Annotated in this window: 11 protein-coding genes; 4 read left to right on the top strand and 7 right to left on the bottom strand. The window is 66.0% G+C overall.

Annotation, left to right across the window (positions count from 1 at the left end; all coding sequences use genetic code 11):
• Nucleotides 1–39: 39 nt before the first annotated feature.
• Nucleotides 40–1,008, bottom strand: coding sequence for a M56 family metallopeptidase (locus tag AL3_RS12160; protein ID WP_066301187.1), 969 nt, complete (start codon nucleotides 1,006–1,008; stop codon nucleotides 40–42).
• 21 nt (nucleotides 1,009–1,029) lie between these two features.
• Nucleotides 1,030–1,401: a BlaI/MecI/CopY family transcriptional regulator gene (locus tag AL3_RS12155; protein ID WP_066301185.1), complete on the bottom strand. Its 372-nt coding sequence runs from the start codon at nucleotides 1,399–1,401 to the stop codon at nucleotides 1,030–1,032.
• 229 nt (nucleotides 1,402–1,630) lie between these two features.
• On the opposite strand from AL3_RS12155, the gene AL3_RS12150 reads away from it, so the two are divergent.
• The 4 genes from AL3_RS12150 to AL3_RS12135 are packed head-to-tail and all read left to right on the top strand — an operon-like array spanning nucleotide 1,631 to nucleotide 8,669.
• Nucleotides 1,631–3,232 (top strand): cytochrome ubiquinol oxidase subunit I, encoded by a 1,602-nt coding sequence (locus AL3_RS12150; RefSeq protein WP_066301182.1) that lies wholly within the window; start codon nucleotides 1,631–1,633, stop codon nucleotides 3,230–3,232.
• Nucleotides 3,233–3,250: 18 nt separating this feature from the next.
• On the top strand, nucleotides 3,251–4,267 hold the full coding sequence (gene cydB, locus AL3_RS12145; RefSeq protein ID WP_066301179.1) for a cytochrome d ubiquinol oxidase subunit II: 1,017 nt from the start codon (nucleotides 3,251–3,253) through the stop codon (nucleotides 4,265–4,267).
• Nucleotides 4,264–7,671 (top strand): thiol reductant ABC exporter subunit CydD, encoded by a 3,408-nt coding sequence (gene cydD, locus AL3_RS12140; RefSeq protein WP_066301176.1) that lies wholly within the window; start codon nucleotides 4,264–4,266, stop codon nucleotides 7,669–7,671. Before cydB ends, cydD begins: the two co-directional genes overlap by 4 nt.
• Nucleotides 7,672–7,676: 5 nt before the next feature.
• Nucleotides 7,677–8,669, top strand: coding sequence for a GNAT family N-acetyltransferase (locus AL3_RS12135; RefSeq protein WP_246168522.1), 993 nt, complete (start codon nucleotides 7,677–7,679; stop codon nucleotides 8,667–8,669).
• Between the two features lie 46 nt (nucleotides 8,670–8,715).
• Here the strand turns inward: AL3_RS12135 and AL3_RS12130 are convergent, their stop codons facing one another.
• The 5 genes from AL3_RS12130 to AL3_RS12110 all read right to left on the bottom strand — a co-directional run bounded on the left by AL3_RS12130 (nucleotide 8,716) and on the right by AL3_RS12110 (nucleotide 15,560).
• The gene (locus AL3_RS12130; RefSeq protein ID WP_246168524.1) at nucleotides 8,716–9,384 is read right to left on the bottom strand and encodes a metal-dependent transcriptional regulator; all 669 of its coding nucleotides are present in this window, start codon (nucleotides 9,382–9,384) and stop codon (nucleotides 8,716–8,718) included.
• 77 nt (nucleotides 9,385–9,461) lie between these two features.
• Nucleotides 9,462–10,358, bottom strand: a complete 897-nt coding sequence (locus tag AL3_RS12125) for a glycine betaine ABC transporter substrate-binding protein (RefSeq protein WP_066301173.1) — start codon at nucleotides 10,356–10,358, stop codon at nucleotides 9,462–9,464.
• A gap of 53 nt (nucleotides 10,359–10,411) precedes the next feature.
• The gene (locus AL3_RS12120; RefSeq protein WP_066301169.1) at nucleotides 10,412–11,272 is read right to left on the bottom strand and encodes an ABC transporter permease; all 861 of its coding nucleotides are present in this window, start codon (nucleotides 11,270–11,272) and stop codon (nucleotides 10,412–10,414) included.
• Nucleotides 11,269–12,570: a quaternary amine ABC transporter ATP-binding protein gene (locus AL3_RS12115; RefSeq protein ID WP_246168526.1), complete on the bottom strand. Its 1,302-nt coding sequence runs from the start codon at nucleotides 12,568–12,570 to the stop codon at nucleotides 11,269–11,271. The genes AL3_RS12120 and AL3_RS12115 overlap by 4 nt, the downstream gene beginning before the upstream one ends.
• Nucleotides 12,571–13,064: 494 nt before the next feature.
• Nucleotides 13,065–15,560, bottom strand: a complete 2,496-nt coding sequence (locus AL3_RS12110) for a DNA gyrase/topoisomerase IV subunit A (RefSeq protein ID WP_066301167.1) — start codon at nucleotides 15,558–15,560, stop codon at nucleotides 13,065–13,067.
• Between the last annotated feature and the right edge of the window lie 11 nt (nucleotides 15,561–15,571).

The raw sequence follows: 15,571 nt of genomic DNA, 5'->3' as shown, positions 1-15,571 counted from the left end.
CCGCCCCGGGAAGGGAGCCGGTTCAGCCAGGGGGCCGGCTCAGTGAATCAGGCCGGGCGCAAACAGGAGCACGGTAGGGACCGCCAGGAGCAGCACGGAGCACGCCTGGATCAGCACACTGACCCACTGCGGCAGCGGAGGCTGCGGCGTGAGCAGCCGGCTCAGCCTTCCGGCGATTCCGACGCCGGCGTCAGCGCTGCCGCCGCCGCTGACCGCAGCGGTGCCGGAAGCCGGGACGCCGGCTGCGGACTCTGACCCGGACCCCGATCCCACGATGGCCACGGCCCGGATGAGGGTCTGCCGGTCCACCTTCTTCAGGGCTTCGTCGTCGGCGAGCATCTCGATCAGCTCGTTGACGGACCGCTGTGCCAGCTGGGACGTCGGAAGCCAGGGAAGCGCAGCCCGCCACGCGGCAAACGCCCACAGCAGCAGGTGGTGGCGCTGGCTCAGATGCGCCTTTTCATGCGTCATCACGGCGGACAGTTCCGACTCGGTGAGCATGTCCATCAGCCCGTCGGACAGCACCGTCACGGACTGCGCACCACCCGGCAGGCAGTACGCCACCGGTGACGGATGCGGGATAACCAGGGTTGCTGGTTTGTCCAGCGAAGGAGAACTGAGCAGGTTGAGCATGTCCCGGTGGCGCCGCCGGGCGGTCTGGATCCGGTAAAACGTCAGCAGCAGCGTGAAGACGAGGTGGGCTGAGAGCAGCAGGGCCGCGCTGATGGCGAAAACATGGACCAGGCCCAGCGTCTCGGCCGGCCGGCGCTGGACCAGGATGTCCCAGAGTGCGGCGATGCCCTGCGCCAGATTGTCGCCAATGGGTTCAAGACCCCAGGTCAGCATCGCGCCGATCATGGAGAGTCCGCCCGCAAGGGCGATCGCCTGCCACAGCACCATGGCGGTGAAGGGGGAGCGCGCCGGCCATTTGGCGCGGGAAAGCACTACGGGCACGGGCCAGGCGAGGATGATCGCCAGCCCGGCGAGGAAATAAGAGGCCCAGAACATATGGCGCGCTGTCCGGCCGGACTAGGCGCCTTCCAGCAGCTTGCGCAGAGTCTGGGCTTCGGTGGCGGAAACGGAGCCGACAAACCGGGCCAGGACGGCCTCACGATCGTTCGCGGACCCCAGCACCTCGTGCATGAGTTCGGCAGTGTGCTCCGCGCGCGACGTCACAGCGCGGTAGCGGTGCGGCCGGATGTCCCGTTCGCGGGCCACCAGGCCCTTTTTCTCGAGCCGGGACAGAACGGTCAGCACCGTGGTGACGGCGAGGCCCTTGGCTTCGGCGCGGCCGGCATCATTCTGTGCGAGCTGTTCCCGCAGTTCATTCGCGGTGGCTGCTTCGGGGGACTCCCACAGCAAGTCCATCATTGCCCGCTCAAGCTCTCCGAGAGTCGCCATGTTCCGTTCCTTCTTCGTTGGGTCCGTCCTTGGTTCCGGCCGGGGGTGTCCCCGGGCTGGATGTCCATCGAGGCCAGCCCCAGATAGTTGTGACGAGGGGGTTAACAATACCGTTTTTCAGGACTAGTCTCTACGTCTTGTAGAAATAAGTCTCCGAAGTGTTCTACGATCTGTAGAAGAACACTGTTCTACGTCTTGTAGAACTTGCCTCAACTGAAGGAATCCTCGCGTGGAAGCACTGGAGATTGCCCGCTGGCAATTCGGTATCACGACCGTTTATCACTTCCTGATGGTTCCGCTGACCATCGGCCTGGGCCTGGTGGTGGCCTCGCTGCAGACCGCCTGGGTCCGCACCGGCAAGGAGGAGTACCTCCGCCTCACCAAGTTCTGGGGAAAACTCTTCCTGATCAACTTCATCATGGGTGTGGCCACCGGCCTGGTGCAGGAATTCCAGTTCGGCATGGCCTGGAGCGAGTACAGCCGGTTTGTCGGCGACGTCTTCGGGGCCCCGCTGGCGCTTGAGTCCCTGCTGGCCTTCTTCACCGAATCGGTGTTCCTGGGGCTGTGGATCTTTGGCTGGCAAAGACTGCCCAAGAAGCTGCACCTGGCCACGATCTGGCTGGCCACCGGCGCCTCCGCCCTGTCCGCGTACTTCATCCTCGCGGCCAACTCCTGGATGCAGCATCCGGTTGGTGTTGAACTGGTTGACGGCCGTGCCGTGATGACTGACATCTGGGCAGTCCTGACCAACAACACGCTGCTGGTCGCCTTCCCGCACACCATTACCGGTGCCTTCGCAGTCGCCGGCGGGTTCCTGCTGGGCATCTCCTGGTACCACCTGTGGAAGCGGCGCCGCGACGGAATCGACACTGTCGATGAGAACGGCCGCGTTGTCGTTGGCGAGAACGCTGCCATCGGACGCGACAAGACGGACCATGCGGTCTGGATCAAAGCCCTCCGGGTTGGTGCCGCCGTCGCCGTCGTCGCGTTTGCCGGCACGGCGATCACCGGTGATCTGCAGGGCAAGCTGATGTTCGAGCAGCAGCCCATGAAGATGGCTGCAGCTGAAGCCGCCTGCCATAACGGAACCGCGTTCTCCGTCCTGTCCGTCGGTGACGTCGGCGCGAAGAACTGCGAAGACGTCAAGACCCTGATCGAGGTCCCGGGCCTGCTGTCCTTCCTGGCCAACGGAGACTTCGACACTCCCGTGGACGGCGTCAACACCCTGATCCCGGAGTACCAGGAGAAGTACGGCACCCATCTGCCGGATGATCCGATGTACGGCGAGCAGGCCGGGGCTGAAATTAACTACCTCCCCGTGATGGCCGTGACGTACTGGGGATTCCGGATCATGATCGGCTTCGGTGCCATCGCGGCTGCGGCCGCCGCCGTCGCCCTCTGGGTCACCCGCAAGGGAACCGTTCCGCAGTCCAAGTGGCTGATGCGCCTGGCCGTGTTCGGAATCCTTGCACCCTTCGGCGCCAACAGTGCCGGCTGGATCTTCACCGAAATGGGCCGCCAGCCCTTCGTGGTTGTGCCCAACCCCAGTTTCAGCGGCATCGACAACGTGTTTATGTTCACCGCGGCCGCCGTCTCGCCGGGCGTGAGCCGTGCCGAGCTGATGTTCTCGGTCATCTCCTTCACGGTGGTCTATCTGGCGCTGCTGGTCGTGGAGGTGCGGCTGCTCTTCAAATACGTCCGGGGCGGTGTTCCCTCAGCGATGCCTGAGCTGGTCCACGCCGGCGGCTCCGGCGACGGTCCGGACTCGGAGGATACTCCGGACAAACCGGGCGGACGGAAGTCCGATGACGTCCTTGATTTCGCCTACTAGCGCCACCGGAGACAGAAAATGACGCTTCCAACAATCTGGTTCATCGTTATCGCCTTCCTGTGGGTCGGCTACCTCTTCCTCGAAGGCTTCGACCTGGGCGTGGGCATGCTCATGAAGCTCTTTGCCCGCAACGAACGCGAACGCCGTGTCCTGCTGAACACCATCGGACCGGTCTGGGACGGAAACGAAGTGTGGCTGATCACCGTTGGCGCCATGACGTTCGCGGCCTTCCCGTTCTGGTACGCAGCCCTGTTCTCCGCGCTCTACGTCCCGCTGGTCCTGGTGCTGCTCGGCCTGATCTTCCGTGCCGTGTCCATCGAATACCGCGGCAAGCGGGATTCGGACCGCTGGCGCGGCGGCTGGGACTGGGCGATGTCCCTGGGCTCCCTGGTCAGCGCCTTCGGCGTCGGCGCCGCCCTGGCCCTGACCTCCACTGGCCTGCCGCTGAATGAGAATGGTGACCGGGTGGGCGGAGCCTTCGCCTGGCTGACCCCGTGGGCCGTGCTGGGCGGCCTCGCCGTCGTCGGCTTCTGCCTGATTCATGCCTGCGCCTTCCTGATGCTCAAGACCGACGGCGAAATCCGGGTCCGTGCCCGGCGCGCCCTGGTCCGCTGGCTGCCCCTGGGCATCCTGCCCCTGGCAGCCTGGGCAATCGGTGTGCAGCTGCTGAGCGGCGACTTCCTCTCGATGATTCCGCTGGCCGTCGCGGTCCTGGCAGTCCTTATCGCCTGGCGCATGGCGCAGCTTGAGAAGGAAGGCCTGACCTTCACGTTCCTGGGTCTGTTCCTGCTGGCCGGTGCCGTATCAATCTTCGCGGCGATGTACCCGGTGGTCCTCCCGTCCACGCTGGATTCCGCCTGGAACCTGACCGTCGAGAACGCGTCCTCCAGCCCCTACACCCTCCAGGTCATGAGCTGGGTCTCCCTGTTCGGGCTGCCGATCGTGCTTCTTTACCAGGGCTGGACCTACTGGGTGTTCCGCAAGCGCGTCTCGGCTGACTCCATCCCGGCGGTCCACCGGATCAACGCCCAGTGAAACCCGTCCTTCCGGTCAGCGCCACCAGCCGCCGGGCCCTTTACCTGCTGGGCCTGCTCGCAGCTGTGAAAGCCGTGGGACTGGTCCTGCTCGCCACCGGCATCGCCGCTGGCATTGCCGGGCTGGCTGCCGGCGGCCCGGACTGGGGCTATGTCGCGGCGACCGGTGTGTCCGGTGCGCTGCTGCGCTCCCTGGCCATGTGGGCGCAGGAAACGGTGGCCCAGCGGGCGGCCGCCGGTGTGAAGGACGAACTGCGCAGCCGGCTCACCGACCGGGTGCTGGACGACGGCGGAACGGTTCCCGGGATGGGCAGCGGTGCGCTCAGCGTGCTCCTGACCCGCGGCCTGGACGGACTGGACAACTACTACGCCAAGTACCTGCCGGCGCTGGTTACCTGCGCCGTGGTGCCGCTGCTGGTGGGCGCACGCATCCTGGCCGCCGACTGGATCAGCGCCGTCGTCATTGTGCTGACCGTTCCGCTGGTACCTGTTTTTATGGTGCTGATCGGCCTGCACACCGGGGATAAGACCGCCAAGGCAATCGACGCCTTGAACCGTCTCTCCGACAACATGCTGGAACTGGCCAAGGGTCTGCCGGTGCTCGTGGGTCTGGGCCGCGCCAACGCCCAGACCCGCGCGCTCCGCGACGTCGCAGACCGGTACCGCAAAACCACACTGGAGACCCTGCGGGTCGCCTTCCTGTCTTCCCTGGCACTGGAACTCATTGCCACCATCTCCGTAGCCGTGGTGGCCGTTTTCATCGGCGTCCGCCTGGTCCACGGGGACATGCCGCTTGAAATGGGACTGCTGGCACTGATCCTGGCGCCCGAGTGCTACCAGCCGCTGCGCGATCTCGGGACCGCGCATCACGCCAGCGAAGACGGGCTGGAAGCCCTGAAGCGGACCAACGCCGTTCTGGACGTTCCCGAAACCAAACCGCTGACCCCGCCCGCGGCCGCGGCGGGGAACGCCGCCGGCCCCGGGCTAAACGTCCGGGGACTCACCGTCCGCTACCCGGGACGTGCTGAACCCGTGCTTCAGGATCTGGACCTCACGGTGCCCCAGGGCAGCATCGCCGCCCTGACCGGACCCAGCGGCAGTGGAAAAACCACGGTCCTGGAAATCCTGGCCGGCCTGCGCCGCAGCGGCTCGGGCACGGAAATTACCGGGCAGGTCGAGGGGATCGGCCGTGCTGAAACCGCTTGGATACCGCAGCACCCCGTGCTCGTCGAGGACACGGTGGAAGCAGAAATCGGACTGTACTCCGGACTGTCCGATCCCCGGGACCGGCGCCGGGCCGCGAGCCGGGCACTGGCTGAGATCGGAGCACTGCACCTGCTGGACGCGCAGTCCGGGGACCTGAGCCCCGGCGAACAGCGCCGGGTCGCCGTGGCCCGGGCGATAGCCCGCATCCAGAACGGCTCCGGCGTCCGGGTCCTGCTGGCCGACGAGCCCACCGCACACCTTGACTCCCGCAGCGCCGCCGCTGTCCGTGCCGCCCTGACCCGCCTGCGGGGAGACTGCACGGTCCTGCTGGTCGCCCATGATCCGGAAACGGCAGCCATTGCCGACACCGTCATCCCCGTCGCCGGCAGCGTGAACCCAGCGGCCACCCTTCCGCAGCCCGCTGGGGTGGCTGCCCCCGCGGCCGTACGCCAGGAGCCGGCTGACACCGTGGCCAGCCCGGGGACCGGCGACGCTCAGGGCACGAAGCACCAGCCGCTCTGGAAGAACCTGCTCATCCTGCGTCCCTGGAGCCCCCAGTTCCTGCAGGCACTCGCGTACGGCACCGGCGCCACCATCTTCGCCGTCGCGCTGAGCGCCCTGTCCGGGTGGCTCATCGTCAGAGCCTCCGAGCAGCCGCCCATCCTTTACCTGCTGACCGCGATCGTTGGTGTGCGGTTCTTCGGAATCGGACGCGCCGTCCTGCGCTACCGCGAACGCCTTCACCTGCACGACGCCGTTTTCCGGGCGACCAACTCCATCCGCATCCGGCTTTGGAACGGCCTCTTGAACCGCCCGGAGGGGTGGCGCCGGCTGTCCCGCGGCGGCGGAGCGCTGGAACGGCTGGTGGGCGACGTCGATGAACTGCGTGATATTGCTCCCCGGGTGGTGTTCGCACCGCTCACTGGCTTTGTGACAGCGGTGGCGGCCTGCGCTGCGACCTGGATCCTGGTCCCCGAAGCCATCTGGGTGCAGATTGGCCTCTGCCTGGTCGGTCTGGTGGTCTCACCCCTGCTGGCTCACTGGGCGGATTCATCCGCCCGTGCCCGGACTGTGACCCTGCAGTCCACGGCCATGGCCGGCATGACCAAGCTGCTGGCTGCGGCGCCGGATCTGGAAGGAAACAGCAGCTCAGGGCCGGTGGTTGCCAGGCAGCGAAGCTACGATTCCGCTGCCGCCCAGGCCGTCCGCCGCAGCGCCTGGGCGCAGGGCCTCGCCAATGCAGTCACAGCCCTTGCCTGCGCCGGAGCCGCCCTGTGGATCATGACCCTCGCCCAGGGTGCGCCTGCTACGGTCGCCGCGGTGATCGTCCTGATGCAGCTGGCACTGCTTGAGTGCTTTGCTGCGGTAAACGCTTCGATTCAGCAACTCGGTGCCTGGCGGATCCTCGGAGACAAGGTCCTTCCGGATCTTGGTTCCAGCGAGGTTTACTCCGGAACTGCCCCGGAGGCCGGACCGCCCGTTGAGGGCGGCGAGCCCGGCACCGGGCTCCGGACAGTGCCCACAAAGCCCGGCGCCTTGGAACTGCGAGGCATCCATTACCGCTATCCGGGTGCCGCCTCCGATGTGCTCGACGGTGTGGACCTCAACCTGCAGCCCGGCGACTGGCTGGCAGTCACCGGCGAATCGGGCAGCGGGAAGTCCACGCTGCTTGGCGTGCTGCTGGGCTTCCTGGAACCCAAGCAGGGCACCTTCCTGATCGATGGAAAGCCGGCCTCGGAATTTCCGCGCGAGGCCCGCGGTATGGCGTGGTGTCCGCAGGAAGCACACCTCTTCGATTCGACCCTGCGTGGGAACCTCCTGCTGGCCCGGGACCGGGCCAAGGCTCCCTCCACAGCCGAGATGCTGGAAGTACTGGAGGCCGTAGGCCTGGGGCAGCTGCTTGCCGGGCTGGAAGACGGACTGGACACCAGGATCGGCAACGGAGGCCATTTCCTCTCCGGCGGCCAGCGCCAGCGGCTCGCCGTGGCCCGGGCGCTGCTGACGGAAGCCGACGTCGTACTTCTGGACGAGCCGACCGCCCATCTGGACCCGGCCGCCGGACAACAGCTGATGGCTGACCTGCGGCAGGGGCTCAACGGTAAGTCCGTGGTGGTGGTGACGCACAATCCCGCTGATGCAGCATGGTGCGGCCGGCGGCTCGAACTGGGTTCAGCCGGACGGCCTCTTGCCGTACGCTAGGGCGCATGACTGTCCCGGAAAACGTGGAGCGCCCTGGGCCGCAGACCGGTTTGATCTGGCGTCCCATCACGACGGAGGACCTGGATGGCTGGCACGCGCTGATCCGCCGGATGGCAGAGGCGGACAAGCCCGGCTGGGTGGAGGACCGGGCTGACCTGGAACATATCCTCGCCCGCCCCAGCGACGACCCGGCACTGGACACCCTCCTTGGCCATGACAGCAAAGGGACCATCCGGGCCTTCGGATCCGTGACCGCTAACCCCGGTTCCGGGCGGGTCCTGGGATTCGGCGGGGTGGACCCGGAGTGGCGCCGGCGGGGGATTGGTACCGCGGTCTACCGCTGGCAGGCGTCCCGCGCCCGGAACCGGCTCACCGGTAAGGAAAAGGGCGACGCGGTACTGCGCAGTTTCGCTGAAGAGAACAACGCCTCACATGCGGCACTGCTTTCCTCCGCCGGCGCCAAGGCGGTCCGGTACTTCACGGAGATGACCCGGCCGCTGACCGGGGAGCTGCCCGATGTTCCGCTGCCGGAAGGCATGGAATTCGTGACCTTCCGGGAAGAGCTCTCTGAACGGTTCCGGCTGGCGCACAACGAGGCTTTCCTCGACCACTGGGGGAGCGAACCGCGGGATGCGGAGAACTGGAAGTTCACGGTCACCCATCCCCAGTTCCGCGCCGACTGGAGCTTCGCGGTAGTGGAAAAGTCCTCGGGCGGCATCACCGCCTACCAGCTTGCGAGTTATGACCCGGAGACAAAGGACATCTTCGGCTACACCGAGGGTTACACCGAACTGCTGGGGGTCCTGCGGGACTGGCGCGGGATGCGGCTTGCACCGGCCATGCTCTCCGAGGCGATGCGCCGGTTCCGGGAGTCCGGGATGGAGCACGCCGGTCTCGGAGTTGACACGGAGAACCCCTCCGGAGCCCTGCGTATTTATGAGCAGCTGGGCTACACCCCGGTGAGCCGGCAGATTACCTTCGACCTGCCGCTGACGTGATCCGGCGCCGGCCTGATCTGCTGCCGGCGCGGGGAAACACCCGGAACTAGGCCGGAACCACCCAGATGGCCTCAGCTGCCGGCAAGCCGAGTTCCACCCGGTCACCGCCGCGGTCGAGGGTGAGGGTTCCCGCGTAGGCCTGGCGTTCCACGATGCTGAGTTCTGCATCGAGTCCGAGTCCCATGCCGCCCAGATAGCGCAGCAGCTCCGGGCTGTCATCCGAGACCCGGGCAATCCGCAGGCGCCGGCCGGTCTCACTTTGGCTCAGCCGGGACGCCTCCAGCGGCGGCAGGCTGCCGTCACGGGCCGGGATCGGGTCGCCGTGCGGGTCACGCACCGGGTTTCCCAACCGCAGGGCCAGCGCTTCGACCATCTTGTCGGAGACCGCGTGTTCCAGATTTTCGGCTTCGTCGTGCACTTCGTCCCAGCCGTAGCCCAGGTACTCCACGAGGAACGTCTCGATCAGCCGGTGCCGGCGGACCATGTTCACCGCAGCGTGTTCACCTTCGGCAGTCAAGGCCACCGAACCGTAGCGGGCGTGGGTCAGGAATCCCTGTGCAGCCAGTTTCTTGACGGCTTCCGAAACGGAGGACGCGGAAAATCCAAGATGGGCTGAGAGCGCGGACACGGTGACGGGCTCGTCCGTCCATTCCTGGGCGGTCCAGATGACCTTGAGGTAGTCCTCGCTGGCTGTACTCAGTGCTTTCTTTCCCACGCGTCCCACCTTACGCCAGCGGCGCCCGACCCCTTGGAAGGCAGGGGAGCGGGCGCCGCAGGTGTACATCCGGCCAATCAGTCCTGGGTCAGGGAATCCACGAACTCCTGGTTGTCTTCCATCCAGGCTTTGACCACGGCGGAGTAGTCCTTGCCGCCGTCTTCGCCGTTGAACATGGCGTTCTCGAGGGAGAACAGGGTCTCGGAATCCATGCTGAAGTCCTTGATCCACCCGGCCAGGGCGGGGAAATCAGCTTCGAAGTCCTTGCTTGCGAAGGAATGGATACCCTCAGCGTCTCCGAGCGTGCCCTTCGGATCGGCAAGGTCCTTGATCGGGAAGGCGTCATAGGCCCAGTGCGGGCGCCACAGGGTGACGGCGATGTTCTCACCGTTGGCCGTGGCACTCTTCAGCTCCGAGAGCATGGCCGGGGTCGAGGAGGTGAGGTATTCCATGGATTCCAGCCCGTAGCCGGGGATCACTTCGTTGCTGGTCGTCTCCGTGAGGCCAGCGGCGGGCTCGATGCCTACCAGTCGGTTGCTGAAGAGGTCGGCGTTGGCTGCCAGTTCCTCGAGCGAGTCGATGGGTGCATCCTCATTGACCGCGATCGTCAGCTTGGCATCGTCATTCCAGACCCCGAGGTCCACCATGTCCGCCCCGTACTTTTCCAGGTAGCTGGCGTGCGTGATGGGGAGCCAGGTATCCAGGGAGAGGTCATAGTCGCCGCTGGCCAGGCCCGCGTAGACCGGTGCCGGGTCCGCGTACTCGAGGTCGACGTTGTAGCCCTTTTCCTCCAGGACGGCCTTCCACAGCTCCGAGGCGGCAATGCCTTCGTCCCAGCCGTTGAAGACGGCGATGGTCAGGTCTTTCTTGTCTCCGTTCTCCGGTCCGGAGCTGGCGTCGGCGTCGGCGCCGCAGGCGGTGAGCGCCAGCGCGGCTACGGATACTGCGGCGGCAAGTTTAGCGAGGTTCTTCATTGGTTCTTTCCTTTCGCGGCTGTGCAGGGGTGCACAGGCTGTTTGAGGTCAGGTCAAGAGGCGCTGGCGGCAGCCGGGATGCGGCTGCGGGCCCGGCTGCCCAGGCTGGAGGTCAGGCGGTCCAGATACACGGCGAGGATGACGACGGCGATTCCGGCTTCGAAGCCGAGGGCCGGGTCCAGCCGGGTCAGGCTTGCGACGACGTCCTGGCCCAGGCCGCCCGCGCCCACCATGCCGGCGATAACCACCATGGAGAGGGAGAGCATGATGACCTGGTTAATGCCGGCCATGATGGTGGGCAGGGCCAGGGGCAGCTGGATCTGCCGCAGGATGCGGCCCGGTGTGGAGCCGAAGGCCGCACCGGCTTCGACCACTTCGGCGTCGACGCCGCGGATGCCCAGTTCGGTGAAGCGGACACCTGGTGCCATGGCGAAAATGATCGTCGCGACGATGCCCGGGACCACACCGACCCGGAAGATGATCAGTGCCGGGATGAGGTAGACCATTGCCGGCATGGTCTGCATAAAGTCGAGCACCGGGCGGATCGCCGCGGAGGCCGCGCGGGAGCGTGCCGCCAGGATGCCCAGCGGAATCCCGATGAGGACGGCGACGACGCTCGCGACGAGTACCAGGGCCAGTGTTTCCATGGCGTTTTCCCACTGGTCCACGCTGTAAATCAGCACGAAACCGGCAGCGGTCCCGGCCCCGAGCTTCCAGCCGCGCGAAAGCCAGGCCAGTCCGGCCAGGACAATCAGGACCGCCCAGAACGGGGGCGCCTGGAGGATCCATTCGAGGCCGTCATATGCGCCGCGGAAAGCCGTGCGGATGGCGTCGAAAAGCGGTCCGAAGACATCAATGACCCAGTCCAGGGCCACCTCAATCCAGTCACCGAGGGGAATGCGGAAGCCGTTCATGCGATGCCTCCTGCGGGGGCCGAGGAATCCAGTGTGGCGGTCACGAGGTTTTCGGGCAGGGGAGGCGGCGGGGCGTCCACCACCGGAATATCCGTGGTGGAGGACGGGACGTTGCCCAGCGCTGCCAGCAGTGTGACCCGGGGGACGGCACCCACCAGCCGGCCTGCGGCATCGGTGACCGGCAGCGGAACGGGACTTTCCACAGCCATGCCAAACAGCTGCGCCAGCGCCGTCTCGCCGTCCACGGGGTTACCGGGCCGGATGGCCGGAGCAAGATCGGGATTGCGCTGTTCGACCAGCGCCATCACGTCACGGTCGGTGACCGTTCCCAGGAAGGTGCGCCGGCGGTCGACGACGAACGCGGCAGAGGTCTGCAGGTCCCGCATGGTGCGCAGGGCACCGCGGGGCCCGCCGGAGAGCGTCACGACGGAACGTGCCGGTTCCATCACGCTGGCGGCGGTCAGCACCCGGGTGCGGTCCACATCCTGCACGAACTGGGCAACGTAATCGTTGGCCGGGTGGCTCAGGATGTCATCCGGGGTACCGATCTGCACGATCTCCCCGTCCTTCATCACCGCGATCCGGTCACCGAGGAACATGGCCTCATTCAGGTCGTGGGTGATGAAGATGATGGTTTTTCCGAGGTCCTGCTGCAGCGAGACCAGCTGTTCCTGCATTTCCCGGCGGATCAGGGGATCCAGGGCGGAGAATGCTTCGTCCATCAAAAGGATGCCGGTTTCGGAGGCCAGGGCGCGGGCCAGGCCGACGCGCTGCTGCATACCGCCGGAGAGTTCGGACGGGTAGCGGTGACCCCAGCTGCCAAGGCCTACGAGGTCCAGCACCTTGCCCGCAGCTTCCAGCCGTTCGGCCCGGGGCATGCCCTGGACTTCGAGTCCGTAGGCGGCGTTCTCCAAGACGGTGCGGTGTGGAAACAGGGCGAAGTGCTGGAAGACCATGGAGACCTGCTGCTGGCGTACTGCGCGCAGCTCCTTGTCGGAAATGGTGGACAGGTCCGTGCCCTGGATGATGACTGAACCCGCGGTTGCAGGCTGAAGCCCGTTGAGGGTGCGCAGGAGGGTGGACTTCCCGGACCCGGAAAGTCCCATCACTACAAAAATTTCGCCGGCCTTGACCTCGAAGGAGGCGTTGATGACCGCTGCCGTGCCCAAACCCGCAACCTCGGTCCGGGTGGCTCCGTCCCGGAGCCTGCGGACGGCTTCGGCGGGGCGTTTGCCGAAGACCTTGTAGACGTTCTCCACCTTCAGGACGGTGTCCCGGATGGTGTCGTTCTCACTCAATATCGTTCCCTTTCCATGCATACCGACACTGAAAACTCCAGCCCGCATGGGTTTCTGGTTCTGTGCTCAGCAACCTGCGCTGGCCGGATTCGGCGCGGCAGGGACCCGGAGAGGTCGTTGGCAACCCTAACAATGATCAGTTCGCTATCGGCGTAATTCTGCACGGTTCCTGCTGCGGCACTGTTCGTAAGGGTGCTCACATTCCGCGCCCAGACTGGGAAGCAATGGAGTTATGGCATCGTGACCTTGAATACCCCTCTGGGGTACCCAGTTTGCGGCGGAGGAAGTGGCGGGAGGCAGTGTCCCGGCGTGGCCGGAGGGACAAAAAGAGAGCCGAAAGAGACACGACAGAGAGGCGGAAAAGGAAGCGAAAAAGAGCTGAAAATGGGGCTAAAAAGGTAGAAAAGAGAGGCAAGCGAGTCGCAAAAAACCGCCAGCGCGGTTTCAGCCGGTGACCGAAACCGCGCAGGCGGTCTGCTGCTCTGTCTGCCCGGCTATTCCGGCTGGCTGAGGCTGGGGCCGATGTGGTCCACAGGGCTGGCCAGGGGTACGCCGGAACCGTCCCGCCGTCCGTGTTCGGTGGGCAGCGCCCGGGCCACACCGTTCGCTGCAGCAGCCTTGGCAGGCCCGTGGCCGGCCCAAGCCACCACCAGGGAGTCTTCGCCCTTGAGGAAGCGGTGAGCCCGGACTCCGGCGGTAGCGCGGCCCTTGGCCGGGTACTCGGCGAAATCGGTGACCTTGACCGACCCTCCCGGGGTTCCGGGCAGTGTCTCAGTACCGGAGGCGACGGTCACCACGACTGCGGCCGGGTCAGAATCGGCCACCACACCAAAGAAGATGACCTCGTCGCCGCTGCCCAGCTTCATTCCGGCTACACCGCCGGCGGTCCTGCCCTGCGGCCGGACCAGTGAAGCGGAGAAGCGCAGCAGCTGTGCGTCCCTGGTGGCAAAAACGAGCTGGTCGTCATCATTGGCGGCAACCCCGGCGCCGACTACTTCGTCGCCGGCCTTGAGCGTGATGGCTTCCCAGTCATCGCGGTTCAAGGGGTAGTCGGGATTAATCCGTTTCACCACGCCGTTGCGGGTTCCCAGCGCCAGAACGGCGTTCAGCGGCACCAGCCCGATCAGCTTCTCACCCTTGGTCAGGGTCATGAAGTCCTTCGCCGGAACGCCGCCGGCCAGGTTCGGCAGCCCGTTCGTTGGCGGAAGCGCAGGCATATCCATGACCTGGACCCTGATCATCCGCCCGGAGGAGGTCACCGCGCCTATTTCACCCCGCGCCGTCGTCGCCACCACGGAGCGGAAAACATCGTGCCGGGTCCGCTGGCCGCCTTCCGTCAGCGGCTCCTGGTTGGAGGTGCGCGCCAGCTGGCCGGAGGCAGACAGGAGCACCCAGCAGGGATCATCCGGGATCTGCAGCGGGAGGACAGCCTTGGCGCCCTTGCCCGCCTTTACGGCAGCGGTTTCGGCAGCCAGGGGTGCTACGGCCTCCGACTCGAGCAGGACGGTCCGGCGCGGGGTGGCGTACTTGGCGGCCACCTCGCCCAGTTCATCGGAAACGAGTCCGCGGAGCCGTTCCTCCGAGTCCAGGATGGCCTGGAGCTCGCCGATCGCAGCCCGCAGCTCTTCCTGCTCTTTTTCCAGTTCAAGCCGCGAGTACTTGGTGAGCTGGCGCAGGCGCAGCTCCAGGATGTGGTTGGCCTGGATTTCGGTGAGGTCGTAGATGGACATCAGCCGGGTCCGCGCTTCGGCCGTCTCATCCGAGCTGCGGATTACCTGGATGACCTCGTCAATGTCGACGATTGCGATCAGCAGGCCCTCGACCAGGTGCAGCCGGTCCTTTTTGCGTCCCAGCCGGTAGGCGGTGCGGCGGCGCACCACACCCAGGCGGTGCGCCACGTAGACCTGAAGGAGTTCCACCAGGCCCAGGGTCCGGGGCTGGCCATCCACCAGGGTCACATTGTTAATGCCGAAGGAATCCTCCATCGGGGTGTAGCGGTAAAGCTGGGCCAGCACGGCCTTGGGATTGAACCCGTTCTTCAGCTCGATCACCAGGCGCAGGCCGTTCATGCGGTCCGTCAGGTCCACCACATCGGAAATGCCCTGCAGCTTCTTGGAGGTGACGGCGTCCTTGATCTTCTCGACGACCTTTTCCGGTCCCACCATGTACGGCAGTTCGGTGACGACCAGGCCGGTGCGGCGCGCGCTGAGCTGCTCCACTTCGACCTTGGCCCGGGTCTTGAACGAACCGCGGCCGGTGGCATAGGCATCCCGGATGCCGTCCAGGCCGACGATCCGGCCGCCCGTGGGAAGATCCGGTCCTGGAACGAACCGCATCAGGTCCTCCAGAGATGCCCCCGGATGTTTGATCAGATGCTGCGTGGCGGCGATGACTTCGCCAAGGTTGTGCGGCGCCATGTTCGTGGCCATGCCGACGGCGATGCCCGTGGTGCCGTTGACCAGCAGGTTCGGGAACGCAGCCGGCAGAACCTCCGGCTGCAGCAGCTGGTTGTCGTAGTTGGGGACGAAGTCGACCACGTCTTCATCAAGGTGGTCGGTGAGGGTCAGCGCAGCGGCAGCCAGCCGGGCTTCCGTGTAACGGGAAGCAGCCGGACCATCATCAAGGGAGCCGAAGTTGCCGTGGCCGTCGATCAGCGGCAGGCGCAGTGCCCAGTCCTGCGCCATGCGGACCATCGCATCGTAGATAGCCGAGTCGCCGTGGGGGTGCAGCTTGCCCATGACCTCGCCGACAACCCGGGCGCTCTTGACGTGGCCCCGGTCCGGCCGCAGGCCCATTTCCGACATCATGTACAGGATGCGGCGCTGCACCGGTTTGAGGCCGTCGCGCGCATCGGGAAGGGCGCGGGAATAGATCACCGAGTACGCGTACTCGAGGAAGGATTCCTCCATCTCGGTGGAAACATCGATGTCGATGATGTTTTCGGCGATGGGTTCGCCGGGAGGGGGTGCGGAGGCGGAGCGCCGGGCCATGGAGTTGTTGC

Source organism: Arthrobacter luteolus NBRC 107841 (genome assembly GCF_001552075.1).
Classification (GTDB): domain Bacteria; phylum Actinomycetota; class Actinomycetes; order Actinomycetales; family Micrococcaceae; genus Arthrobacter_B; species Arthrobacter_B luteolus.
Note: the sequence above shows the minus strand (reverse complement) of the source record. Positions and strands in the feature narration are given on the sequence as shown.